The sequence below is a fragment of the Clostridium sp. TW13 genome (genome assembly GCF_024345225.1).
Lineage (GTDB): Bacteria > Bacillota > Clostridia > Clostridiales > Clostridiaceae > Inconstantimicrobium > Inconstantimicrobium mannanitabidum.
Genome location: NZ_BROD01000001.1, coordinates 437,023 through 461,246 on the forward strand (window position 1 = coordinate 437,023; position 24,224 = coordinate 461,246).

Genomic DNA, 24,224 nt, shown 5'->3' on the forward strand with positions numbered 1-24,224 from the left:
TAGTCTATTTGAACTTGTTATTTATTTTCAGATGTTTAACGCAAAAAAAGTAACAGTGAGTTATGTACTCACTGTTACTTTTTTAGTTATTTATATCTCATCCAATGAATCTCTTTTTTGTTTATAAGCCTTATATTTCTTATAACTCATATATGCTATAAGAAATATACAAAGAGCAGTTATTATTAATGAGTTTACTAGGACAGAATGATCAGCAGTATTACTATTATTGGAGGCAACATGTTTGTCTATATCTATACCACTGTTAAGACTCAATTGCGTATATTTTTTGCCTTTAACTTCTAAATCAGCAGTAACTAAGATGTCACCTTTTTTAATAGAATTTTTATCAATATTAATTTGACCATAAGTAATCTTAGGATCAAGTAATTTTTTCATAATACCTATATTACTTAGTTGATCTTTTGAAAAATCCTTATTATTAACAACATAAAATACATCTTGACCAGCTATTAAGGGTACTGATACTGAAGTTTTATTTTTGTACGTGGATACTTCTTCATCTTTGGAATATAGCTTTACTAAAGATGTATCATTAAATCCATATTCAAATAAGCTCTTGGCAAAAGGAAAGTAATCTTCTTTTGATGAAGATTTCATTATAGCCAAAATAAGAGTACGTCCATTTTTTTGAGCAGCTGCAACAAAAGTATGCTTAGACTTTACTGTATATCCACATTTGCCTGCTATTGTTTCTGCATAATAATGTGGATTATTTTTGAATAATAAGGAATTCTTATTATTGGCCCATTTTTCAAAGGTATCTTTTTGGGAAACCGGAAACTTATAACTGTGAGCTTGACTGATTCTTATGTAATCTGGATATTTTAAAACTTCTTTCATCATTAGGGATAATTCATAAGCAGTTGTTTTATTTGTGGTTACATTATCATTTTCCCAAAGACCACTTGGGTTCACAAAAGTAGTTTTTTCAAGTCCCAAAGTTTTTGCTTTATCGTTCATCATTTTTACGAAGTTAGCTTTTGATCCACCTACAAATTCAGCTAAAGCCATAGCACAGTCATTTGCGGATTCTAAAAGTAAGCCATGCATTAAGTCTTCTACAGTATATACTTCACCTTTTTTTAATCCAAGAGAAGTACCTTCCGCATTTGGAGGATTATCTCCTATGGTAACTTTATCTGTTAACTTAGTATTTTCCAACACTAAGATAGACGTCATAACCTTTGTAGTTGAAGCAGGCACCAAAACTTCATTTTCATTCTTTCCTAAAATAACTTGATTGGTGGCAGCGTCAATCAAAACATAACTTTCTGCATCCGTTTTCTTAAGCTCCGAAGCAAAAGCATTGGTTGGACAGAAAGCTGAAGAAATAATTAAAACTGATAAAACTAACATGAGAATAAAATTAATTAATTTTTTCATAGTGGCCCCCTAAATATATCGAACATAATAAATTTAGTATATCAAAAAATGAAGGAATATGCTATAAATATTCAATTTGTTGTCAATAATTAGATAAGCACATAAATACTGGCTATTTGGAGGGAAATATGAAGAAACGTGAAAAGATAATAGGAGCAATAGTTGTATTAGTATTGGCAATAGTATTCTTGGTTATTGGATATACGACAACTTCTCATAAAGATCTCACTAAAGCAGAGATGGACGCTATGTTTGTAGAAGCAGATTCACAAAAGAGTGAAGAAAAATCAAAATCTGATAGTAATTTTAAATATAGTAATTCTACAAAAAGTAATAAGGGAGCAAGTTCAACAAGTAATAAGGAAGTAAGTTCAACCAAAACATCCGAGGTTAATACAAGCGTCAATAAGTCTAATATGCAAGATATATATGTAGAAATAAAAGGAGAAGTGGCAAAACCCGATGTTTATAAAATGGAGGAAGGAACAATAATAAATGATTTGATAGGAATTGCAGGTGGTGTAACAGCCAATGCAGATATATCCCAGATTAATAGAGCTGCTAAGCTTTCTAACAATCAATGTATTGTTATACCTAAAAAAGGTGAGAAGCTAAATACTAATTTAAATACAAATCAGATGCAGTCACCAAACGGGCAAAACAATGGAAAACAGCAAATAAATATAAATACAGCTACAAAAGAGGAACTTAAAAAGCTCAGTGGTATAGGTGATAGTAAGGCTGACAAGATAATTAAGTATCGTGAAGAAAAAGGTGGATTTAAAACCATAGAAGAAATAAAAAAGGTGGGTGGAATTGGTGAGGCAACTTTTAACAATCTAAAAGAAGAAATTACAATAAATTAAGAATCTTTTATTCACAAATTACTTTTTTATGGTAAAATTAGATTAATTAATATTTTGGTGTAGGGGGAATTGGTAGATGAACATATTAACTAATTTAGGTATTAGCTTTTTGTTTGGATTGGTAGGTATAATAATTATGGTTTTAGGATACTGGGTATTCGATAAAGTTATTCCAGCTGATTTTAATAAAGAACTAGAGAAAAATAACATTGCAGTAGCTATTGTTATAGCAGGTATGCTAATAGGTATAGCAATAATAGTTTCAAAAGTTGTAGCATAAGTTTCTTCTAAAGTTAAAAAATCACGTTGACAATATAGTTTTTTAGTATTAAAATCAAGTTAATTAAATAATGAGTTCTTCAGAGCAGAGTGAAATTCTCTACTGGTGGTAAAGCCCACGAGCCTAAATCAGTTCACGTAGGTGATAGATTGATGGCAGATTCGGTGAAACTCCGAGGCCGACAGTTATAGTCTGGATGAAAGAAGAAAAATATTTTATGGTGTAAGTTGAAAAGTATGCTCTGAACTTTTTTGTGGTTCAGAGCTTTTTTGTTTGTCAACTTACAGCTTAGGCATCTTGAGAAAATAAATAAATCAAAATTTTAGTCTATTTATTTGGACTTGTTATTTATTTTCAGATGTTTCAAATTACGTAGTTTTATAGAGCTATGATTGTTCATAGTTGTTGTAGAATCGCCTGAAGAATAATTTTTATCTTTGGGCGATTCTTTTGTTTTTCAAGAGAGTGTATTAAAAAGTAACTTGTAAATAGATTGAATAAATAGATTGAAAATTTTAAATGATGGATAATCTATTGAACAAACTTTTTGCACTTTTTGACTTACTTAAATTACATAAAAAGTAAATAAATAGCTTGAACATATGGTTTGCTTAGCAAATTATGTTTTATCCGATAGCTAGCATCCGTAACACTCCAACTTCTTTAAGTTGGAGATAACGGCTGCACGCTCCTGGATAAGTTCAACTAAGATTCAGATGGGGATACACCCCACCTGAATCAAGTTTCACTTGATAAAAATAAAAGGCAGGCGAATAAAAATGGATGAAGTTTTTATGAAAAGGGCCCTAGAATTAGCTGCCAAGGGTGCAGGGAATGTGAATCCTAATCCTTTAGTAGGGGCTGTAATTGTAAGAAATGGCGAAATAATAGGAGAGGGATACCACCAGAAATATGGTGAAAATCATGCAGAGGTTAATGCAATTTTAAGTGTAGAAGATAAAAGCTTATTAAAAACATCAACTATCTACGTAAATCTAGAACCATGTGCTCACTATGGCAAGACCCCTCCTTGTGCTGAAGCTATTGTTAAGTATGGATTTAAAAGAGTAGTGATAGGAGCGCTTGATGTAAACAAAAGAGTAGCTGGTAAAGGTGTAAAAATACTAGAGGATAATGGCATAGAAGTAAAGATTGGTGTGCTAGAGAAGGAATGCTTAGCTTTAAACGAAATTTTCTATAAGTTTATTGCAAAGAGCGAACCCTTTGTGATTTCAAAATGGGCAAGCACCTTGGATGGAAAAATTTCCACACATACAGGTGATTCAAAGTGGATAAGTTCAGAAGAAAGTAGACAATATGTGCATAACTTGAGAAATAGAGTGGCTGGAATCTTAGTTGGTGTTGATACTGTGATAAAAGATAATCCTCTTTTAACTTGCAGGATAGAAAACGGAGTGAATCCAGTTAGATTCATTTTAGATACCAATGGAAGAACACCAATTGATGCAAAAATACTGGAGATAGACAATGGAAAAAACACCTTTATAGTTGTTGATGAAAAGATAGATGAAGTTAAGATAGAGAAATTTATAAACAAGGGTGTAGGAGTAATAAAGTGTTCTACAAAAGAAGGCAGGATATGCTTGAAAAGTCTTATGAAGATAATTGGTGAGATGAAAATAGATAGCATTTTGATTGAAGGTGGAAGCAAAGTTCACGCTTCAGCCTTAAAGGCAGGAATAGTTGATAAGGTTATTGCCTTTATAGCTCCAAAGATAATAGGTGCAGAAGGGAAGTCTTCTATAGGTGATTTAAATTTAGATTTGATGAAGGATGCTGTAACACTAAAGAATCCAACTTATAAGACCTTGGGTGGGGATTTGTTTATAGAAGCTTACTTAAGATAAGCAGTTAGAAGGTAAGAACTAATAAGTATAGCTGAGAAGTAATGGAGTAGAGGTAAGCTAAAAAGTTAGAACAAAAAAGGACAGAAGCGCTAACTGAAAAGTAAGAATTAAGGTGGAAAGAAATAATGAATAAGAGGTAATAAGTAAGAAGTAAAATTAAGAGCTGGCTTACAATTAAGAAAGAGGTGATGGAATGTTCACTGGAATTATAGAAGAGATTGGTACAGTAACAGGCATACTAAAAGATTCAGCAGGGGCAAAGCTTGAAATACAATGTAAGGAAGTTATTAATGACACAAAGCTTGGAGATTCAATTGCCACTAATGGAGTTTGTCTTACAGTGTGCAAGATGAACCAAAGCAAGTTTACAGTAGATGTTATGACTGAAACTTTGAGGAAAAGCAGTTTAGGAAATTTAAAAGTTGGCAGTAAGGTTAATCTTGAAAGAGCCTTAACTTTAAGCTCAAGGTTAGGGGGACATATTGTAAGTGGTCATATTGATGGTGTTGGAGTTATTAAAAGCTTTAAGCAAGAAGGAAATGCAACTTGGGTATTCATAGAGGCACCTATAGAAATCTTAAGATACATGGTTTATAAGGGCTCCATAACCATTGATGGTGTAAGCTTAACCATAGCTTACTTAGATGATAGCAGCTTTGGAGTGTCAATAATACCCCACACCTCTGAAAATACTATTTTGCTAGGCATGAAGGTTGGAGCAACAGTTAATTTAGAGTGTGATGTTATAGGAAAGTATGTTGAGAGGCTATTAAGCTTTAAAGACAGAGAGTCTGATACACCAAAGGAAAGTAAACAAGGGCTAAGCTTAAGCATGCTAAGTGAAAATGGTTTTATTTAGACTGCTACAAATTAACATATAAAAAAACTATTTGAAGACAAAAAGATAGTTGCTAATAAGAAGATAATTATAGAAATTGAATGGAGGCAAGTTATATGAATAGATTTAATACAATTGAAGAAGGTTTAAAGGATATAAAAGAAGGAAAGATGATTATCCTTGTGGATGATGAGGGTAGAGAAAATGAAGGTGACTTAGTAATTCCAGCAGAAATGGCAACAGGTGAAGCAATAAACTTTATGATTAAGTACGCAAGAGGACTTGTATGTGTGCCAATAGAGAAAGAGATAGCTGATAGATTGGAGTTAAATCCAATGGTAGAGAAGAATACAGACAATCACGAAACTGCTTTTACAGTAGCTATTGATCATAAAGATACTACTACTGGTATTTCAGCCTATGAGAGAGCCTACACTATAAACAAAATGCTGACTTCTACTGATAGAAATGATTTTAGAAGACCAGGACATATATTCCCTCTAATTGCAAAGAAAAATGGAGTTCTAGAAAGAACAGGTCATACAGAGGGTTCAGTGGATTTAGCTAAACTTGCAGGGTTCCAAGGTGCAGCAGTAATCTGTGAAATTGTAAAAGAAGATGGGCATATGGCAAGAAGAGATGACTTATTTAAGTTTGCAGAGGAACATAATATAAAAATATTAACAATTAAAGACCTTGTAGAATACAGAAAAGCTAATGAAATGTTAGTAGAAAGAGTAGCAGAGACTAAGTTGCCTACTAAATATGGTGAATTTAAGATATTTGGATATAGAAACAAGTTAAATGGAGAGGAGCATGTTGCTCTAGTGAAGGGTGAAATAAATTCAGATGAAGATATACTTTTAAGAGTTCACTCAGAATGTTTAACAGGAGATATCTTTGCATCCTTAAGATGTGATTGTGGAGATCAACTTCATAAAGCTTTAGAAATGATTAATGAAAATGGCTCAGGAATTCTATTATATTTAAGACAAGAAGGAAGAGGAATTGGTCTTTTAAATAAGCTTAGAGCTTATGAATTACAAGAACAAGGTGTAGATACAGTTGAGGCAAATATAAGACTTGGATTCCCTGCTGATGCAAGAGACTATAGCATAGGAGCGCATATTTTAAAGGATTTAGGAGTAAGAACTATAAAGCTTATGACTAACAATCCAAAGAAGATTGAAGGTCTTGAAGAATATGGACTTAAGATAGTTAAGAGAGTTCCAATTGATATGGGTTGCAACAAGGTTAATAGATTCTACATGAAAACTAAGGTAGAAAAGATGGGACATAAATTAAAAGTTGTATAGAATCTGAAATGAAAGTTGCTATGGAGGTTATTAATAAATATTTGTATTGAGTTAGAAGATACAAAAGTTGAATGTACAAACTGTAGATATAAAAAATTAAAGCTTAAAAATATAAAAATAATTTATATATATTAAAATTTAAAAGTTATTTAAAGAAACAAAAAATAAGATTTTGGAGGAAAACATTATGATATTTGAAGGAAATTTAATAGGTAGTGAATTAAAGGTTGGTATAGTAGTAGGAAGATTTAACGAATTTATAGTAAACAAGCTTTTAGGTGGAGCAATGGATGGTCTTAAGAGACATGGGGTGCCAGAAGAGAGTGTGGACGTAGCTTATGTACCAGGAGCCTTTGAAATTCCACTAATAGCAAAGAAACTAGCTGAAAGCAAAAAATATGATGGGGTAATTTGCTTAGGTGCGGTTATAAAAGGTTCAACTCCACACTTTGATTATGTATGTGCAGAAAGTTCTAAGGGAATAGCAAGTGTTTCATTAAACACAGGAGTGCCAGTAATCTTTGGAGTATTAACTACAGACAATATTGAACAAGCTATTGAAAGAGCAGGAACAAAAGCAGGAAATAAGGGATATGATGCGGCAGTAAGTGCAATTGAAATGGCTAACTTAATTAAAGGAATAGAACTATAGTATTTTTAGTAGTAAGAATTATATAGAACTAAGTTATTTGATATAATGAATACATAAGTTCTATGTGATATTCATTAATATCAAAGTACAATAGATAAAATTAATAAGTTAAGTCCTAAAATCTCTAATATATGAATAATAGAGGTTTTAGGACATTTTTTATTGTATATAAAATTATAAGATTTTTAACTCACTAAAGGCTGATATCAGCAGTAGTTAAGTTGAGATTTTAAAACTTGAGATTTATTATCTTAAATGGAGTGTGCAGGTAGAATCTTTTATTCTATAAACTTCAAATAGAAATAGTGAAAATAAAATTAAAAATAAATTGAAGTTTATTTTGTAGCTTGTTTTAACAGTACAAGCTTTAGGTAGAGGAAGATTGATAGTTTCAAATGCATATAGAACTGTTCCATTAAAATGTTGGTAGCTAATTTAACAAAAATCCACAGAAAAAGCCAAGGACAAGCTACAATAATTCTACAAAGTTCTACCAACATTTAAGTGGAATAGCTACATATATTCTTGTGACTTTATTATTATAACTATAAATACCATAATAATAACCATTGCTTTTTTACAAAATAAAATATGGAACTACTTAGTTATAAAGGTTGCAACATCAAAACCAGCTCTGTGATTCTTTCTATATTTGCCAGGGGTTATCCCACACTTCTTTTTAAACTGCCTAATAAAATGTTCAACATTTTGATATCCACAATTAAATGCTGTTTCATCAATTGTAATACTTGTATCTGATAATAGTTGACGTGCATAAGCAAGTCTACTTTCTATAACATCATTTATACAAGTAGTATTGAAAGTTTGGTAATAGATTGCATGAAAATAACTTGTACTTACATTTAGTTTTTTTGAGAGGTCAGGTATCTTCCAACTTGATTCTGGATGCGCATAAATATCACACCTCAAGGAAAGTAAGCTATCATAAAGCGGATTTATTTTCTCTGTTCTATAACTATCATTTATTTTATTGATAATGAATGGAAGGAGATTAATAAAATTCTGTTTCCGATGAGCAGAATTTGACATGAATTCATTATAAAGTACTGAAAAAACACTATAACAATCCTTAGGAGAGGATAAAACAACAGGAATACCAAAAGGAAAGCTTTGCCCAAATAAATTGATATCTGTATCAAACTGCAACCAGTCGTTAATATAAACATCGCCAATTGTCTTATAATGATGATGCTGTCCAGGAGAATATAAAACTGCAGTACCTGGTTGACAAAGTGTCATCTCTCCATTTATTTGAAATAATGCTTCTGTTTTTACTAAGAGAAGAAGATAGCAACCCCATCCAGTGGGTCGATTGATATAGAAGTTCTTATCATGAGCAGCATTACATCCCATTCTGTAAATTTTAATCAAGTTAATCATCTCCTATATATGAGAATAGTTCAATTATACATTATTATATATCATTGATAAAAACCTTCAACTCTTTATAATAATAAATGCCTAATGAAATTATTCATTAGTAAAAGTAATATGATATGAAAAAAAGTCAATTTTTTATTCTTGAAATCGCTGTTGAATTATTTTAACATAGCAATTTGTGAGCAAATAAGATAAAAGAGGATAGGAGGGAAACATGAGGGAAATTATAGGTATCAGCAATGGGTGGAAATTCGCTATGTTGGATGCTGAAGATGTTTTAGAATTCGCGAAGGATAATTTAGTTTGGGAGGAGATTACTCTTCCACATACATGGAATGCTATGGACTGTGTGGATGTAAGTTCAATAAAAGATTATAAAGGTAACTCATATTTAAGAGGAATAGGAGTTTATTTCAATCATATAGTTTTCTATAGAGAAACCTATGAAGGAAAGCAGATATATCTTGAATTTGAAGGTGCAAATACTGTTACTGAAGTATATATAAATGGTGTTTATGTAGGAAAACATGAAGGTGGATATTCAGCATTTAGATTTAATATAACTGATTATGTGAAATTAGATGAAGACACTTTCATTATTGTAAAAGTAGATAATGCTGAAACTACGTATATAGCACCACTTGCATCTGAGGGGGATTTCACTAAATTTGGTGGGATATACAGAGATGTAAATATAATTGCAGTTAATGGTGTGCATATTGATTTAGAGGATTATGGAGCTGATGGAGTATATATTTCATATGAGGTTTCAGAAGATTTAAAGAGTGTTGAAATAATAACAGTTGTAAAAATTGCAAACGAAACTGATAAAAAAGTAGAGGGAAAGTTAGAAACAGTTTTCTGTGACGGAGAGGAAAATATTATACTTACCATGAGGGGTGAAGTTAGTATAAAAGCTTTTTCCGTAGAATCTGTAGAATTAAAAGGAAGAATCTATAATCCTCATTTATGGAATGGACTTAAAGATCCATACTTATATAAAGTAATGACTAGCGTTTTAAATAATGGGAAAATAGTAGATGAGTTGTCAATAAGTACTGGATTAAGAAGTTATTCTGTTGATAACAATACCTTTTACTTAAATGGAGAGGTGTACAGTATTCATGGAGTTAACTATCATCAAGACAGCTATGAGAATGGGTGGGCAATGGATGATAGGCAGCGTATTAGAGATTACGATGTAATGCTTAATATGGGAGTTACAGCTGTTAGAATGGCTCATTATCAGCATGATAAATTTGAATATAGTTTATGTGATGAAACAGGGATATTGGTGTACTCTGAAATTCCACTTATAAATAGATCTAAATCAAAAGAATTTAAGATAGATTGGAATAAATTCTGTGGTAATATCAAGCAGCAGTTGGTGGAGATGATTCGTCAAAACTTTAATCATCCATCAGTGATTCTGTGGGGAATTTCTAACGAATTATATGATGTAGACGATGATACTTGCAAGTTGTATAAAGAGTTATGCTCATTAGCAAAATTAGAAGATAGGTCAAGAATGACTATTTATGCAGATAATACTGCTAGTAATAGTACAGATAAACGTTCTAAAGATACTGATCTCATAGGTTACAATAGATATGATGGATGGTATTATAGCAAATTAGGAGATATGAGTAAATGGATTGGTGAGAAAATAGCACAGAATAACTATAAGCCTGCTTGCATAAGCGAGTATGGTGCAGGGGGAGCTGTAAGTCATCATATGGAAGAGCCTAATCAAAAAGATATAGTGGCAGATGGAACTCCACACTACGAGGAATATCAAGCTACTTTTCACGAAGAAACTTGGGCTGATATTGCATCCAGTGGCAAGGTTTGGGGTTCATTTATATGGTGTATGTTTGATTTTGCATCCCATTCTCGTGTGGAAGGGGATACTTTAGGGATAAATGATAAAGGATTGGTAACTAGAAATCGCCTTATATATAAGGATGCATACTATTTTTATCAGTCAATCTGGTCTCATTCTAACACTCTTCATATAACTTCATCAAGAATGATTAATCGTGCAAATTTAATTCCAGAAGTAAAGATTTACTCAAATGCATTAATGGTAGAATTGTTTGTTGGTAATGAAAATGTAGGAGTAGTTAAAGCACAAGACTTGGATTCATATCATAATACTGTATTTAAGTTTGAAAATGTTTATATAGACAAAGGAATTAAAAATCAAGTTAGGGCAGTGGCAACATATTCAGATGGAACGACCAAAGATGAGATGGTTCAATGGGTAGGAGTTGGTTAATCCAATTTATGACTTTGTTCTTTTTTGATAGTACAAGCCTTAGGTAGAGTTGGATTAATACTATAAAATGCATATAGAACTATTCCATCAAAATGTTGGTGGTTGTTTTAACAAAAACCGACAAAAAAGCTTAAAGACAAGCTACGATAATTCTACAAAGTTCTACCAACATTTAAGTGGAATAGTTACATATAGGTTTAAAAAGATAGACATAGCATATAGCTGGCCAACAAAGGTTTATATAGTCATGTTAAAAATTACATATAAAATAAATCATCAAAAAAAGTTGACAAGTTTACAAAATGGCCATATAATTAAGGAACAATGAAAAACGAATAAAAAAATTATCTTATCACGAGTGGTGGAGGGACTGGCCCTATGAAACCCGGCAACCGATAAATATTCCATTTAATATTTAGAAAGGTGCCAAATCCTGCGGTTATATATTTTTATAACTGAGAGATGAGAGAATGACCAGAGTGTTTTTTTCAGCACCAGAGAGTTATTCTCTGGTGCTTTTTATCGTTTTACAAAAGAAAAAGTAAGTCTTTAGTTAAAAACTTATTAGTACAAAGATTTATTAATTTAGGCAGTTGAAAATAAATAATGATGCTGAATATCTGTTGGTTCTGTTGATATAGACTAAATTATTTTTTCAAGATGCCTTATGAAAAGGAGATAATTTTAATGATAGAAATTAGAAATTTAAGCAAAAGTTATAGCTCAAAAGTTGAAGTTCTAACAGATGTATCCATAACAATAAATGAAGGAGAAATCTACGGAATTATAGGTCACAGTGGAGCAGGAAAGTCAACATTATTAAGATGTATAAATGGACTTGAAGGCTACAATTCAGGAAGTCTTGTAGTAATGGGACAAGAAGTTAAATCACTTAAGGGTAAGAAATTAAGAACTTTCAGAAAAGACTTAGGAATGATATTCCAAGGGTTCAACTTACTTAAAAGAAAAACTGTATTTGATAATGTTGCACTTCCACTTCAAGTATGGGGATGGACAACACCAAAGGTTAGAAACAGAGTAAATGAATTGCTACAGTTAGTAGGTCTTGAAGATAAAGCGAAGGTTAAACCATCTTCACTAAGTGGTGGACAACAACAAAGAGTTGCCATTGCAAGAGCATTAGCTTTAAATCCAAAGATATTACTTTGTGATGAAGCTACTTCAGCTCTAGATCCTAAAACTACAAAGGATATCCTACAGTTATTACTTAAGATTAATAAGGAACTTGGAATAACAATAGTAGTTGTAACACACCAAATGGAAGTTGTTAAGGATATCTGTGAAAAGGTAGCTTTAATCGAAGGTGGAGTTATAAGAGCAGAAGGAAAGTCTAAGGACTTATTCTTAAACCCAGGAGTATCTTTAAAGAAATTCTTAGGTGAAGAGGATGAAAGTGAAGTATTACCAAGTGAAGGTACGAACATAAAAATATTCTTCTCAGATGGAATGAGCAAGGATACATTGATAACTTCAATGGCAAGGGAATTATCAATTGATTTCTCTATAGTATGGGGTAAGCTTGAAAAGTTCAGAGAGAGTGTACTTGGAAGCTTAGTAATCAATGTAACAGAAGAAAATAAGCAATTAGTAATAGATTATCTAGAAAAAAATCAAATTGTATGGGAGGTACTATAAGACATGGGAGAACAAACAGTACAAATATTGGTACAAGCTTTTACAGAAACATTAAGCATGACAGCTATATCAACAATCTTTGCTGTTATCATAGGTTTTGTTTTTGCAATAATAATGATAGTGGTAGCACCAGATGGCTTAAGACCAGTGCCACCAGTTTATAAAGTTTTAGACGTTATAGTTAATATATTAAGATCTTTCCCATTTGTAATATTAATGGTAGTGCTAGTTCCAGTGACAAGAATTATTGTAGGAACATCTATAGGAACAGCGGCATCTATGGTACCACTAACAATAGCAGCAGCACCATTTGTTACAAGAGTTATAGAGTCAGCTTTAAAAGAAGTGGATAAGGGAGTTATTGAAGCAGCCAAATCTTTTGGAGCAAGCAATACACAAATTATATTCAAGGTTATGTTAAAGGAAGCCATGCCATCAATAATGCTAGGAATAACTTTAACAATAATAAGTGTAGTAGGTTACTCAGCAATGGCAGGAGCTATTGGCGGAGGTGGTCTTGGAGATGCAGCCATCAGATATGGTTACCAAAGATTCCAGACAGATATAATGATCTATACAGTAATAGTGTTAATAGTGTTTGTACAAGTCTTACAAGGCTTAGGAAACTTATTATATAAGAGATTAACGAAATAAATATAAATAGAATTGCATATAGAGCAAAATACAAAAAATATATAGAATACACAAAATACAAAATCAATTAAGAGGATTTCTAGTAGTTATTCTTAAAGATAAAAAATATAAAAGATATAAGGAATAATGGACAGCTAGAAGTAAAATAATAAATTCGTACAAATATAAAAATATAAAAATATAAAAATAATTAGGGGGTTTTTCGTATGAAAAAAAGAAGAATATTAGCAATAGCAATAGCAGGAGTTTTAGCCTTAGGCATGGTAGCATGCGGAAAGAAAGATGACGCTAAGACAATTAAAATTGGGGTATCACCAAGTCCACACAAAGCAATAGTTATGGCAGCAAAACCACTACTAGAGAAAAAGGGATATAAGGTAGAAATTATAGAATTCCAAGACTATGTAAAGCCAAACATAGCTTTAAATGACAAGGAATTAGATGCAAACTTCTTCCAACACATTCCTTACTTAAATGACATGGTGAAAAAGGAAAACTTAAAGATAGAAGCAACAGTTAAGGTTCATATAGAACCAATGGCTCTATACTCAAAGAAGATAAAAAACATCAATGATTTAAAAGATGGATCAACTATAGCAATACCAAGTGACTCAACTAATGGTGCAAGAGCATTAAAGGTTCTTGAACATGGTGGACTTATAAAGGTTAAGTCAGGTGATTTGGTTACAGCTAAAGATATAACAGAAAACAAGAAAAACTTAAAGTTCAAAGAAATTGAAGCAGCTCAAATTCCAAGAAGTCTTGATGATGTAGATGCAGCTATTATAAATGGTAACTATGCACTTGATGCTGGATTCAACCCAGTTAAAGATGGTTTACTATTAGAGGAATCTAGTTCACCATATGCAAATGTAGTAGCAGTAAGAACAGCAGATAAAGATACTCAAAAGATTAAAGATCTTGATGCAGCTTTAAACTCACCAGAAGTTAAGAAGTATATCGAAAGTCAAAATGGAAAGATAATTCCAGCATTTTAATTGAGAGAGTAATTAATTAGGGGATATTGTACAATGTATTGAGAGTAAAAAGGTTTATTAGTATATAAAAACTTTTTTACTGGCAGTACAGTGCAATATCCTTCAATTTTTGTTTACAATTTTGGATTTTACATTTTATGTGAAGTGTAGTATATTAAAATAATGGACTTATTGTAATAAAGAAGATTACCTTTAAGGGAGGATATTTAAATGAACGAAGAAAATAAAAATGTAGAAGCAGATGCTGAGTTAATAAAGGAAGAAATTGCAGAAGTAAAAGAAGAGATTAAGGAAAATGAAATAAAGGAAGCACTTGAGGGTGCAGAACCTGTAGCAGAAGAAAAAGAAGATGTTAAACCAGCAATAGTACATGATCATGAACCTAAGAAACAAAGAGTAGTAGAACATGTTAAAGCTGGATTTTTCGCAAGATTAGTAGCAAGTATAGTAGATCAAGTTGTAGTGTTAGCTTTAAGTGTAGCTATATTATATGCTGCTGAGGGTATACTATTAGCATTAGGATTCTTTGTGACTCAAATACCACAATTATTCTTCATTATATATATAATAGTTGCGGTATTATACTTAGCAGTAGTTGAAAGCACAAAATTAACAAGATCAATCGGAAAAGCTTTATTAAAAATATAATCTAAAAAATGAGGAGTTTAACGGATGAAAAAAGGAAATGAGCTTGAAATATTAATAGAAGAAATGGAATTTCCTTCTCAAGGAATTGCTCATGTAGAAGATAAAAAGATATATGTGAAAAATGCATTCAAAGGACAAAAAGTCTTTGGTAGAATAACTAAAAAGAGACAAGACCATGCTGAACTTAGATTGCTAGAAGTGAGAGAAAGAGCTCCATATGAAATAGAACAAAAATGCTCTCACTTTGGAGTATGTGGAGGCTGCTCTTCACAAACAGTTCCTTATGATAAGCAATTAGAATTCAAGAAGGAACAAGTTTTGAAACTTTTTCAAGATGCAAAGGTTCCAACAGGTAATTTTAAAGGCATAGAAGAAAGCCCAATACTATGGGAATATAGAAACAAGATGGAGTTTACCTTTGGTGATGAAGAAAAGGGTGGTCCATTAACTCTTGGAATGCACATGAAGGGTAAGTCTTTTGGAGTAATAAATGTTGGCCAATGTACATTAGTTGATGAAGACTTCAGAAAGATATTAACCCTAACAGTAGATTATTTTAGAAGCAAGGAACTTCCTTACTATAGAATAATGGCAAGACAAGGTTATTTAAGAAACTTAATTGTAAGAAAAGCAAAGAAAACTGGTGAGATATTAGTAAATCTAGTAACAACAACTCAAATAAACTTTGACCTAACAGAATGGTTAGAGCTTTTAAAGAAACAAAGTTATGCAGGTAAGCTATCAACAGTTATCCATACAGAAAATGATTCTCTATCAGAAGCAGTTATAGTGGATAAACTTAATGTGCTTTTAGGAGAAGGATATATCACAGAAGAACTTCTAGGCCTAAAGTTCAAGATATCTCCGTTATCTTTCTTCCAAACAAATTCACTAGGTGCAGAAAAGCTTTATAGCATAGTACGTGATTTTATGGGAGATGCAGACAACAAGGTAGTATTTGACCTTTATTGTGGAACAGGAACAATAGGTCAAATCGCAGCAGGAAAGGCTCAAAAGGTTGTTGGTATTGAACTTATAGAAGAAGCTGTAGAAGCAGCAAACGAAAATGCCAAACTAAATGGTCTTAATAACTGTACCTTCATAGCAGGAGATGTGGCTGAAACAATCAAAACAGTAACAGATAAGCCAGACATAATCATTCTGGATCCACCAAGAAGTGGAGTAATGCCAAAAGCAATGGAATATGTAATAAAGTTCAACGCAAAGGATATAATCTATGTATCCTGCAACCCAAAATCACTAGTAACAGATCTAGCAAGATTACAATACTCTGGATACCAGATATGTGAAACAGTGTTGATGGATATGTTCCCAAATACGCCTCACGTTGAGACAGTTGTGAAACTATGCAAGAAAAATCAGTAATAAGATATGTTTATAGAATTATAAATTAATATTTTCTACCCATTTGCCACCGTAAAAAATACTTCGGTGGCAAATTATTTATAAGTTTTTCGAAGATACTAACACTATCATTTTTCATTTTCTTAGTAACGTGTGAATAAGTGTCCATAGTTGTGGCTAATTTACTATGTCTTAATCTGTTTTGGATATCTTTTATATTAGTTCCAAATTCCAATAACATAGTAGCATAAGTGTGAAGTTGTCAACCTAAGGTAGACTGCAATAAAAGCAATATTAACTTACAAAGATCTTTAAGAGAATATTTAACTTTTAAGTTATCGATTATTTCATACTCCCATCTTTTATAGTAACGAACTCCTTGTTTGTACCAACTCTTTTTGTTATATATCCTTTTTTAATATTTCAATTTTAATTTCTTGTTTTGCTGCAATTAAGCGAAGTCGGTCGAGTTCATTCATTGATTTGCTTTTATATAATGCATCAAACTTATTCCCAGGCTTCTTTTTGTTTTCTAAACCAGCTTCTCCGTCGTCTAAATATTTGTGAATCCAAGTTGAAATCATACCAATTGAAATTCCTTCATCTTTTGCTAGAATTGGGCGAACTATACTTTCATCAAAATACCTACGAACAATATGGAGTTTTTCTTCCTTAGTCCATGTTCTATTTTGACCACCTTTTCGTCTACTTATCATAATCACATCCTTATACCTAAATTTAAATATAAAAAGTAGACATGCTTTCATGTCCACTTTTTTACAACTTCAGAAAGAGAAATTCCAATACTGCTTTTTTCTATTTGATGAAGTTATTGACAAAAATCTCTAAAGTTATACAATTAAATGGTAACTATATTTTTAAGGGGGATATGTATATGTCAAAATTAATCAAATGTAAGGCTTGTGGAAGTGAAATTGCAGCAGGGGCAAAATGTCCAAAGTGCGGACATGATAGTAGAGGCTTTTTTAGTAAGCACAAAATAATAACTGGGATTCTAGTAATAATCATGTTAGCTGCTATAGGAAAGGCAATGGGAATTAAAGATGAACCAAAGAAGGTAGCTGATAATACAAGCAAATCAGCTGCAACATCAAACGCTAAAAAAGAAGAAAAGAAAGAAGAAAAGAAAGATTTTAAAATTGGAGATACAGTTGCACTAAAAGGTCTTAACTTAACGGTTACGAAGGTTGATAAAAGTAATGGAACAGACTTTGAAAAACCTAAGAATGGGAATGAATATGTTATAGTACATGTTAAGATTCAAAATAAAGGTGCTGATAAAATAAGCTATAATCCTTTTTATTTTAAAGTCCAAAATAGTAAAGGACAAATAATAAATGAAACATTTACAACAATAAATCAAGATAGTGCTTTAAACAGTGGAGATTTAGCAGCTAATGGAGAAATAGAAGGAACAATTGCCTTTGAAGAACCTAAAAATGATAATGGATTAGTGTTACAATATCAAGACAATGTATTTCTTAAGGATGAAAAAATAGCTATTAATTTAAAATAATTTTAAAAGCAGTGAATTTGTCTTCAATGCTTTTTAGAATAAATATATTTTAATTAGTATGGTGGAACAATTTAAATTTCAACCCGTGTGGAGACGGCTTGATTGATGTAACGGGTTGGAAAATAGGGTGGGCTGAAATGGATTAAAATAAAGGGTTTCCGAGTATTAGGATTTCCTCTGATGAGTGTGAGCAGGGGTTCTGATGCAGGAAAACCCTTATTTTTATTAAATCAAATGATTACTAGTGAGAAAATCTATAAAACATGCTATGATGGATATAAATGTGGACAAACAGATATTAATCCGTTTGATGAATATTAAGGATTTCTTTGAGAAAGAGGGATTGTTATAAAAACAGAGTATAAAGTTGGTGAATTATCCAGGATTACTGGGGTAGAATCTGTAACTATTCGATTTTATGAGAAATGTGGTTTTTTAGAGACTGTTGATAGATTACCGAACAATTATCGTATTTTTAACGAACGTCATATTTTCCAAGTAAAAATATGTAGATTAGTTTTTGGTGGGTTTGTAAATCATAACCTTAGAAAAGCCAGTATGAAAATTATAGAGTCAGTTAAAGAATGGAATCTGATAAAATATGAAGCAGTAACATTAGAGTATATAGAATTAATTAGTGAAGATATTGATAGAACCAAAAAGACTATTGAAATAGTAATTAATAATTTAGAAAAACAAGAAGAGTCTGATTTGATGTTTTCAAAAAAGCAAGCAGCCCAGTTAGTTGGTGTTACAGAAGAGACGATAAGAAATTGGGAACGTAATGAGTTGATTCCGCAGTCGTTGCCATATCAAAAACGGTTCTATTCACAGGCTATATTAAAACGAATGTATGTTATTCGACTTCTTTTACTTAATGGATACAGTATTATGATTATTCGTAAGTTTTTTATGCATTATAATTTGGGAGAACGTTCAAATGCAATAGAATCCTTGATAAACCCTATATTTGTACACCACCTTCAGCTTGAATGATATGATAATATCAAAATATGGAAGGTGGTTTATTTTATGAGGTATTTTAGTGTAAATGTACGAAAAGAACCAACTGACCAATGTAGAAAATGTATTGTATTATTCAGAAAGTTTAAAAAAATATAATGTACCATTCGAACTGCATGTCTTCCCGAAAGGAAATCATGGTGCTCCATGGTGTGATGATGTGATATGGTTAAAACCAGCAAGAGGAAGGGAGTATAATTATTTGAAGTTCTCTATGGAGTGGTTAAAGGAAGTATTTGGGCTATTATAGGAGGATTAGATGATAGTGGATAATATAGATGATTATTTAAATAAACATAGAGTAAAAAGAATCAATATTGGTAAAAGTGGCGCCAATGTTTATGAAGTAGATAATAAATATATATTAAATATATATTAAAACATGCTATATGTAGTAAGCTTGAAGATCATAAATTGTTTTTGACTTACAAAAAAGAAGCTCAATTGTATCAAGCGATTGATAGAAAAAAAACTTCATTGTCTTCCAAAAGTCATTACAATTAAGGAAACTAATGAAGAAGTAATGTTCTTAATGAAAAAATATCGTATGGTTGAGCATGATGAAATGAACCATTTATTATTAGCTAAAATCATGAAAGTGATAGCTATGGTTCATCATTATCAAGTGCCTCAGTTTCTATTACATAATCTAACAGACGTCAAAACTCTTACTGATGAGCATATTATGAATTGTGTTAACGGATGGAATTCTGTATTAAGGGAGCATAAAGGTCTATTTGATGAAAAGCTAATAGAAAAAATTGCAATAAACATAAATTCTATTATTCTGTGGCATGCGTCTGGAGAAGCTGTTTTAAATCATGGAGACTTTCATCTTGATAACGTACTAATTGATGATGAGGAAAATATAGTAATTTGTGACTGGCAAAGTGTATCAACTGGAGATGTTTCAAATGATTTAGCTTTCTTTTTAAGTAGATTAAATGTAGATAGATTTGTGATAAGTGAAAGGGTAGTAATAGATCAATATTTAAAAGCAGTATATGAATTGTATGGAAAAATATTAGATAGCAAAGCTATTTACAGTCATATGTCTGCAAGTACCTTAATTACATCCTTTGTGTTTTGGCACGAATACTTGCATGGAGCTTCAGAGGAGATGGTTGGAAAAATATATGAAAAGATTGTACAAAGCATATCTGTGGATATGTTCCCTCGTCCTTAAGTTCTTTAATTAACCTGTAACATCAATCCTATCCTCTCGAGCTATGTTGAGAACGTAACTTTACTTGTCAAGAAGCAAAGCGACGCAGAGAAGTAATTAGTACGTTCTATGCAAGGGATGTCTAAGAAGGCGAGCGAAGTGAAGTCTGATTAGAAACAGCCTACTGCTCAGGCAGTTGTGAAACTATGCAAGAAAATGTAGTCACTAACTAAACCATACTGATTTCCACTAAAAATTGACGAAACCGCTATCATGGTGGGAATTCAACCCAATCAAAAAAACAATCAAAAAACAGAGCTGAGAGTAAAATCTCAGCTTTTTTCAATTCTTTAGGAAATTATAATAAAAGCAAATTGACCAATCTTTTTTTGTGTGCTACAATGTTCATAAAATAGATTAAAATGTAAAAAAATGAACATGCATAGTAGAAGGGATAAATATGTTAGAAATAAAGGAATATGAACTGTTAAATTCATTGATTAAATTAAAAATAAAGTGTACGCAACGTCAAATGGCAGAGAAATTGTCAATTTCCCTTGGAAAAGTAAATCAAATTGTGAGAAAGCTTTGTGAAGAGCAGTTGATACAAATTGGTTCAGATAATGTGTTTGAAATAACAGAGAGAGGTGTAGCAGCACTTGAACCATATAAGGTACATAATGCCATTATTATGGCAGCGGGAATGTCTAGCCGTTTTGCACCGCTTTCCTATGAGAAACCGAAGGGTCTTTTAAATGTAAAAGGTGAAATTCTAATCGAACGTGAGATACGTCAGTTGCATGAAGCTGGAATCGATGACATCACTGTAGTAGTAGGATACATGAAAGAGAAGTTTTTCTATTTGGAAGAGAAATTTGGTGTAAAGATTATTGTAAATGAAGATTACTATCGTTTTAATAATACATCAACATTAATTCGTGTAACGGAACAATTATCAAATACATATATCTGTTCTAGTGATAATTATTTTGTGGATAATGTATTCGAACCATATGTATACCAATCTTATTATTCTGCAGTTTATGCAACAGGTGAAACCGATGAATATTGCCTTGAATGTGATAATAAAGGACGAATTAAGAATGTAAAAATAGGTGGAGTTGATTCATGGTATATGTTAGGACATGTATATTTTGATTACAACTTCAGTAAGAAATTTGTACAGATTCTGAAAGAGGAATATGTAAAAGATGAGGTTCGTTCTCAACTTTGGGAAAATTTATATATGCGTCATATGAATGAATTGTCTTTGTATATTCGTAAGTATGAGGCAGATAAAGTCTTGGAATTTGATTCTTTAGATGAACTTCGAGCCTTTGATCAGGCTTATATCAATAATACAGATTCTAAAATCATGAAGAATATTTGTAGAGTCCTTCAGTGTGAGGATAGAGATATTGTGAACATTAAACCAATTAAGGCAGGGTTGACAAATACCTCATTTCGTTTTTCAGTTGGCGGTAAGGATTATGTATATCGTCATCCAGGAAAAGGTACAGAGAATTATATTAATCGTAAGAGTGAAGCTTTCTCCATGGAAGTAGCAGCAGAATTAAATCTTGATAATACGTTTATCTATATAGATGAACAAGAAGGCTGGAAGATCTCATATTTAGTAAAAAATGCGAGAGAATTAGATTACCATAATAGTAGTGAAGTGGCAGCAGCCATTTCCATGATGAGAACGTTAAGTCGAGAAAAGCGTAAATCGCAATATGATTTTGATATATGGAAACGTGCAATGGAGTTTGTTGAACGATTAGAGGAAGAACAAAAGACTGATTTTGATGACTTTTTCAATCTTAAAAATTTGATGAAGCAGTTGTATTCATATATTGAGAAGGATACTACAAAGAAATGTTTATGCCATTGTGATTGTTACTCTCCGAATTTCCTATTTGATGATGAAAATAATCTATATCTGATTGATTGGGAGTATTCAGGAAATGATGATCCTGCAAGTGATTTGGGAACTTTTATTTGTTGCTCGGACTATTCATATGAGGAAGCGGTTGCAACAATTGAGCAGTATCATGAGGGAAAGGTAGAGGGGAAAACATTAGCACATTATCTTGGATATGTTTCAATTGCATCATATTATTGGTATCTTTGGGCTTTGTATCAGGAAACTATGGGTAAACATGTTGGCGAATATTTATACATCTGGTATAAGAATTCAAAATTATATGCCAAGAAAGCAATTGAGATGTACGAGCTATAAACATAGTTTAAAAAAAGAGCAGGAAAGAGATTATAGAAGAACACTCTAATGATCTTGAGTACTATCTCTATAAATAGTGTGGTAATAATTATTAATAAATTATATCAAATTGGATGGGGGAAAATATATGAAAAAAGAACACAAGGATTCTAATGTAGATGCTGAAGCTTTAAAAGGCTTCCACTATAAGCAGGAATTAAAAAGGACAGTTCAATTTTTTGGAGCTTTCGCTGTAGCGTTTTCAGCTATATCTATAACTACCGGAACCTTCCAAAATTTCGGACTTGTAATGAAAACAATTGGTCCGTTAGGAATATGGACATTCCCAATAGTTGGATTTGGTTCAACCCTGATAGCATTAATATTTTGTGAATTGGCAAGCCTTATTCCGGTGACAGGCCAGTGCTACATGTGGGTATCAAAGTTCTACGGGAAAGGTCTTGGCTGGTTTGTTGGCTGGATAACTTTTTGTTATATGATAGTAATCATACCTTCTGTAAGCAGTTCACTTGGCCCGGTTTTGGCATCTTTACTGGGTGTGGAGGCTACTCCGCACTTCGTTACTATCGTTGCAATTACTGCGCTTACATTACACTTAATATTAAATATTTTTAGTGTAAAATTATCTTCACTAATAACAAGTGCTGCTGTTGTTACCGAATCTGTTGGTATTTTACTTTTAACAATTGTATTAGCTGTTGTAGCCTTTAGACACGGAGCACCGGTTAGTAATCTTGTGGCTGTAAACCCTACAGTTTCTGGAAAATCCTTATTTGTACCTTTTTTAATGTCATCTTTAATGGGATTTTATACACTTGTTGCTTTTGAATCTGCTGCTAATATGAGTGAAGAAACACATAATGCTTCCAAGAGTATTCCAAAAGCAATGGTTGCATCCATTGTTTTGAGTACAATTTTTGGTACTTTGTTCCTTATTTTCTCAGTTCTTAGCGCTAAGAATCTACCTGCAGTGTATTCATCAGATTCACCATTACCATTAATTATAGAATCAAACCTGGGTTCTGTAATTGGAAAGCTGTTTTTGATTATTGTAATTGTTTCTATTTTTGCTTGTGGATTAGCGTTTATGACCTCAGCATCAAGAACAATTTATGCTATGGCCAGAGACGATGCCTTCTTTGCCAGCAGTATATTCAAGAAAGTAGAACATAAAAGGGGTACTCCAATACCTGCCTGCATTCTACTTTGGGCATGTGCTGTATTGTTTAGTATTTTTTCAACACCAACAGTTTTAGCTGTAGCCTCAGCATCACTTCCATGCGTATACTACCTTATAACATTGATAAGCTATGCATGTGTAAGGAAAAAGATAAAGTTTAAGAAGGAAAATTTCAATCTTGGCAAATTTGCTGCTCCGCTTTTAGTAATAACTATTTTGTGGCAGTTGGTTGCGTTGGGGATTCTTTCAATACCTAGCGATTTTAGAAGTGCTACACTTGTAAACATTTGTCTGGCAGCAGTCGGTGGAATTATATACTTCGCATATTTCAAAAATAAATTAAAGAATAATGATGATAAAGGAACGGAACTAATTAAAGAAGATTCTGATGTTGTTTAGAATGATTAAATGCTTTTATTGATATTCCACGTTCTAAAGAATCCAGTGACAAAACGCTGGATTCTTTGTTTTGGAATTCTTTGAGAAAAGGCTGGGCAGTATAAATTGTCATTTTCAACACGTGAAAAAGAATAAAGAGGAGAAGCTCTGCACAAGCAGTGAGTTTTCTTCTCTTTTTATATTTCAAAGATGTTGTATGGAGCCATCAATTTGAAATTTTTTAATTTGTTTATTTAGTTCTTTTGGAATAATATCCGTCGTATTTTTCTTCTTCGTCAATGACAGATTGGGTGAGTGAATAGTAGTCAGAAGCCTTTTCGCTATCTTGCAAATGATAGAAATTGATCAATAAAAAATCAGGAACCCTTCTATTTATGGGAATTTGTGATGCTCATGAATAGAAGGGTTCATACTACCTATTTTGTTGACCAGTTGAAGCATTATTTCATTA

22 protein-coding genes, 2 pseudogenes and 2 riboswitches are annotated in these 24,224 nt (G+C 32.0%); of the genes and pseudogenes, 20 read left to right on the forward strand and 4 right to left on the reverse strand.

Annotated elements, in window-relative coordinates:
* Nucleotides 1-90 precede the first annotated feature (90 nt).
* Nucleotides 91-1,407 (reverse strand): D-alanyl-D-alanine carboxypeptidase family protein, encoded by a 1,317-nt coding sequence (locus OCU47_RS02175; protein WP_261826957.1) that lies wholly within the window; start codon nt 1,405-1,407, stop codon nt 91-93.
* Nucleotides 1,408-1,535: 128 nt separating this feature from the next.
* On the opposite strand from OCU47_RS02175, the gene OCU47_RS02180 reads away from it, so the two are divergent.
* The 6 genes from OCU47_RS02180 to ribH all read left to right on the forward strand — a co-directional run bounded on the left by OCU47_RS02180 (nt 1,536) and on the right by ribH (nt 7,227).
* Nucleotides 1,536-2,273, forward strand: a complete 738-nt coding sequence (locus OCU47_RS02180) for a helix-hairpin-helix domain-containing protein (RefSeq protein ID WP_261826958.1) — start codon at nt 1,536-1,538, stop codon at nt 2,271-2,273.
* A 76-nt stretch (nt 2,274-2,349) separates the two neighbouring features.
* Nucleotides 2,350-2,553 carry a DUF350 domain-containing protein gene (locus OCU47_RS02185; RefSeq protein WP_261826959.1) on the forward strand — a complete coding sequence of 68 codons (204 nt, stop codon included), beginning with the start codon at nt 2,350-2,352 and terminating at the stop codon, nt 2,551-2,553.
* Nucleotides 2,554-2,624: 71 nt separating this feature from the next.
* A riboswitch (FMN riboswitch) is annotated at nt 2,625-2,765 on the forward strand.
* A gap of 567 nt (nt 2,766-3,332) precedes the next feature.
* The gene (gene ribD / locus OCU47_RS02190) at nt 3,333-4,421 is read left to right on the forward strand and encodes a bifunctional diaminohydroxyphosphoribosylaminopyrimidine deaminase/5-amino-6-(5-phosphoribosylamino)uracil reductase RibD (protein ID WP_261826960.1); all 1,089 of its coding nucleotides are present in this window, start codon (nt 3,333-3,335) and stop codon (nt 4,419-4,421) included.
* Nucleotides 4,422-4,614: 193 nt separating this feature from the next.
* The gene (locus OCU47_RS02195) at nt 4,615-5,280 is read left to right on the forward strand and encodes a riboflavin synthase (protein ID WP_261826961.1); all 666 of its coding nucleotides are present in this window, start codon (nt 4,615-4,617) and stop codon (nt 5,278-5,280) included.
* Nucleotides 5,281-5,375: 95 nt separating this feature from the next.
* The gene (locus tag OCU47_RS02200) at nt 5,376-6,575 is read left to right on the forward strand and encodes a bifunctional 3,4-dihydroxy-2-butanone-4-phosphate synthase/GTP cyclohydrolase II (protein ID WP_261826962.1); all 1,200 of its coding nucleotides are present in this window, start codon (nt 5,376-5,378) and stop codon (nt 6,573-6,575) included.
* Nucleotides 6,576-6,759: 184 nt separating this feature from the next.
* Nucleotides 6,760-7,227 carry a 6,7-dimethyl-8-ribityllumazine synthase gene (ribH, locus tag OCU47_RS02205; RefSeq protein WP_261830567.1) on the forward strand — a complete coding sequence of 156 codons (468 nt, stop codon included), beginning with the start codon at nt 6,760-6,762 and terminating at the stop codon, nt 7,225-7,227.
* A 597-nt stretch (nt 7,228-7,824) separates the two neighbouring features.
* Here the strand turns inward: ribH and OCU47_RS02210 are convergent.
* Entirely contained in the window at nt 7,825-8,619 is a 795-nt protein-coding gene (locus OCU47_RS02210) for an AraC family transcriptional regulator (RefSeq protein WP_261826963.1), read from the reverse strand.
* Between the two features lie 223 nt (nt 8,620-8,842).
* On the opposite strand from OCU47_RS02210, the gene OCU47_RS02215 reads away from it, so the two are divergent.
* The 6 genes from OCU47_RS02215 (at nt 8,843) to rlmD (ending at nt 16,248) form a co-directional block, all read left to right on the forward strand.
* Complete coding sequence (locus tag OCU47_RS02215) at nt 8,843-10,906, forward strand: glycoside hydrolase family 2 protein (protein WP_261826964.1); 2,064 nt, start codon at nt 8,843-8,845, stop codon at nt 10,904-10,906.
* 346 nt (nt 10,907-11,252) lie between these two features.
* Nucleotides 11,253-11,375: riboswitch (SAM riboswitch) on the forward strand.
* A 218-nt stretch (nt 11,376-11,593) separates the two neighbouring features.
* Nucleotides 11,594-12,562, forward strand: a complete 969-nt coding sequence (locus OCU47_RS02220) for a methionine ABC transporter ATP-binding protein (protein WP_261826965.1) — start codon at nt 11,594-11,596, stop codon at nt 12,560-12,562.
* Between the two features lie 3 nt (nt 12,563-12,565).
* Nucleotides 12,566-13,216: a methionine ABC transporter permease gene (locus OCU47_RS02225; protein ID WP_261826966.1), complete on the forward strand. Its 651-nt coding sequence runs from the start codon at nt 12,566-12,568 to the stop codon at nt 13,214-13,216.
* A 206-nt stretch (nt 13,217-13,422) separates the two neighbouring features.
* Complete coding sequence (locus OCU47_RS02230; protein ID WP_261826967.1) at nt 13,423-14,214, forward strand: MetQ/NlpA family ABC transporter substrate-binding protein; 792 nt, start codon at nt 13,423-13,425, stop codon at nt 14,212-14,214.
* A gap of 210 nt (nt 14,215-14,424) precedes the next feature.
* The gene (locus OCU47_RS02235; RefSeq protein WP_261826968.1) at nt 14,425-14,862 is read left to right on the forward strand and encodes an RDD family protein; all 438 of its coding nucleotides are present in this window, start codon (nt 14,425-14,427) and stop codon (nt 14,860-14,862) included.
* Nucleotides 14,863-14,886: 24 nt separating this feature from the next.
* On the forward strand, nt 14,887-16,248 hold the full coding sequence (rlmD, locus tag OCU47_RS02240; RefSeq protein ID WP_261826969.1) for a 23S rRNA (uracil(1939)-C(5))-methyltransferase RlmD: 1,362 nt from the start codon (nt 14,887-14,889) through the stop codon (nt 16,246-16,248).
* Between the two features lie 25 nt (nt 16,249-16,273).
* On the opposite strand, the pseudogene OCU47_RS02245 reads toward rlmD, so the two are convergent.
* Both OCU47_RS02245 and OCU47_RS02250 read right to left on the reverse strand, forming a co-directional pair.
* Nucleotides 16,274-16,483: pseudogene (locus OCU47_RS02245) on the reverse strand (hypothetical protein); the annotation flags it as partial.
* Between the two features lie 145 nt (nt 16,484-16,628).
* A complete protein-coding gene (locus OCU47_RS02250) occupies nt 16,629-16,943 on the reverse strand; it encodes a transposase (protein ID WP_261826970.1) in 315 nt (104 codons plus the stop codon).
* 179 nt (nt 16,944-17,122) lie between these two features.
* On the opposite strand from OCU47_RS02250, the gene OCU47_RS02255 reads away from it, so the two are divergent.
* The 8 genes and pseudogenes from OCU47_RS02255 (at nt 17,123) to OCU47_RS02285 (ending at nt 23,773) form a co-directional block, all read left to right on the forward strand.
* A complete protein-coding gene (locus OCU47_RS02255) occupies nt 17,123-17,764 on the forward strand; it encodes a DUF4352 domain-containing protein (protein WP_261826971.1) in 642 nt (213 codons plus the stop codon).
* Nucleotides 17,765-17,944: 180 nt separating this feature from the next.
* The gene (locus OCU47_RS02260; RefSeq protein ID WP_261826972.1) at nt 17,945-18,085 is read left to right on the forward strand and encodes a hypothetical protein; all 141 of its coding nucleotides are present in this window, start codon (nt 17,945-17,947) and stop codon (nt 18,083-18,085) included.
* A gap of 27 nt (nt 18,086-18,112) precedes the next feature.
* Nucleotides 18,113-18,259, forward strand: a pseudogene (locus OCU47_RS21810) (MerR family DNA-binding transcriptional regulator); the annotation flags it as partial.
* A gap of 63 nt (nt 18,260-18,322) precedes the next feature.
* Nucleotides 18,323-18,760 (forward strand): MerR family transcriptional regulator, encoded by a 438-nt coding sequence (locus OCU47_RS02265; protein ID WP_261826973.1) that lies wholly within the window; start codon nt 18,323-18,325, stop codon nt 18,758-18,760.
* A 55-nt stretch (nt 18,761-18,815) separates the two neighbouring features.
* A complete protein-coding gene (locus OCU47_RS02270) occupies nt 18,816-19,037 on the forward strand; it encodes a S9 family peptidase (RefSeq protein WP_261826974.1) in 222 nt (73 codons plus the stop codon).
* A 282-nt stretch (nt 19,038-19,319) separates the two neighbouring features.
* Nucleotides 19,320-19,973 carry a phosphotransferase family protein gene (locus OCU47_RS02275; RefSeq protein WP_261826975.1) on the forward strand — a complete coding sequence of 218 codons (654 nt, stop codon included), beginning with the start codon at nt 19,320-19,322 and terminating at the stop codon, nt 19,971-19,973.
* Between the two features lie 439 nt (nt 19,974-20,412).
* Nucleotides 20,413-22,194, forward strand: coding sequence for a phosphocholine cytidylyltransferase/choline kinase family protein (locus OCU47_RS02280; RefSeq protein WP_261826976.1), 1,782 nt, complete (start codon nt 20,413-20,415; stop codon nt 22,192-22,194).
* Between the two features lie 127 nt (nt 22,195-22,321).
* A complete protein-coding gene (locus OCU47_RS02285) occupies nt 22,322-23,773 on the forward strand; it encodes an APC family permease (protein ID WP_261826977.1) in 1,452 nt (483 codons plus the stop codon).
* The last annotated feature ends 451 nt before the right edge of the window (nt 23,774-24,224 follow it).

What these genes read in the sequence shown, in the direction of transcription:
- OCU47_RS02175 (WP_261826957.1), bottom strand. Translation starts at nt 1,407, where the DNA reads ATGAAAAAATTAATTAATTTTATTCTCATGTTAGTTTTATCAGTTTTA.
- OCU47_RS02180 (WP_261826958.1), top strand. Translation starts at nt 1,536, where the DNA reads ATGAAGAAACGTGAAAAGATAATAGGAGCAATAGTTGTATTAGTATTG.
- OCU47_RS02185 (WP_261826959.1), top strand. Translation starts at nt 2,350, where the DNA reads ATGAACATATTAACTAATTTAGGTATTAGCTTTTTGTTTGGATTGGTA.
- ribD (WP_261826960.1), top strand. Translation starts at nt 3,333, where the DNA reads ATGGATGAAGTTTTTATGAAAAGGGCCCTAGAATTAGCTGCCAAGGGT.
- OCU47_RS02195 (WP_261826961.1), top strand. Translation starts at nt 4,615, where the DNA reads ATGTTCACTGGAATTATAGAAGAGATTGGTACAGTAACAGGCATACTA.
- OCU47_RS02200 (WP_261826962.1), top strand. Translation starts at nt 5,376, where the DNA reads ATGAATAGATTTAATACAATTGAAGAAGGTTTAAAGGATATAAAAGAA.
- OCU47_RS02215 (WP_261826964.1), top strand. Translation starts at nt 8,843, where the DNA reads ATGAGGGAAATTATAGGTATCAGCAATGGGTGGAAATTCGCTATGTTG.
- OCU47_RS02220 (WP_261826965.1), top strand. Translation starts at nt 11,594, where the DNA reads ATGATAGAAATTAGAAATTTAAGCAAAAGTTATAGCTCAAAAGTTGAA.
- OCU47_RS02225 (WP_261826966.1), top strand. Translation starts at nt 12,566, where the DNA reads ATGGGAGAACAAACAGTACAAATATTGGTACAAGCTTTTACAGAAACA.
- OCU47_RS02230 (WP_261826967.1), top strand. Translation starts at nt 13,423, where the DNA reads ATGAAAAAAAGAAGAATATTAGCAATAGCAATAGCAGGAGTTTTAGCC.
- OCU47_RS02235 (WP_261826968.1), top strand. Translation starts at nt 14,425, where the DNA reads ATGAACGAAGAAAATAAAAATGTAGAAGCAGATGCTGAGTTAATAAAG.
- rlmD (WP_261826969.1), top strand. Translation starts at nt 14,887, where the DNA reads ATGAAAAAAGGAAATGAGCTTGAAATATTAATAGAAGAAATGGAATTT.
- OCU47_RS02250 (WP_261826970.1), bottom strand. Translation starts at nt 16,943, where the DNA reads ATGATAAGTAGACGAAAAGGTGGTCAAAATAGAACATGGACTAAGGAA.
- OCU47_RS02255 (WP_261826971.1), top strand. Translation starts at nt 17,123, where the DNA reads ATGTCAAAATTAATCAAATGTAAGGCTTGTGGAAGTGAAATTGCAGCA.
- OCU47_RS02260 (WP_261826972.1), top strand. Translation starts at nt 17,945, where the DNA reads ATGAGTGTGAGCAGGGGTTCTGATGCAGGAAAACCCTTATTTTTATTA.
- OCU47_RS02265 (WP_261826973.1), top strand. Translation starts at nt 18,323, where the DNA reads ATGAAAATTATAGAGTCAGTTAAAGAATGGAATCTGATAAAATATGAA.
- OCU47_RS02270 (WP_261826974.1), top strand. Translation starts at nt 18,816, where the DNA reads ATGTACGAAAAGAACCAACTGACCAATGTAGAAAATGTATTGTATTAT.
- OCU47_RS02275 (WP_261826975.1), top strand. Translation starts at nt 19,320, where the DNA reads ATGAAAAAATATCGTATGGTTGAGCATGATGAAATGAACCATTTATTA.
- OCU47_RS02280 (WP_261826976.1), top strand. Translation starts at nt 20,413, where the DNA reads ATGTTAGAAATAAAGGAATATGAACTGTTAAATTCATTGATTAAATTA.
- OCU47_RS02285 (WP_261826977.1), top strand. Translation starts at nt 22,322, where the DNA reads ATGAAAAAAGAACACAAGGATTCTAATGTAGATGCTGAAGCTTTAAAA.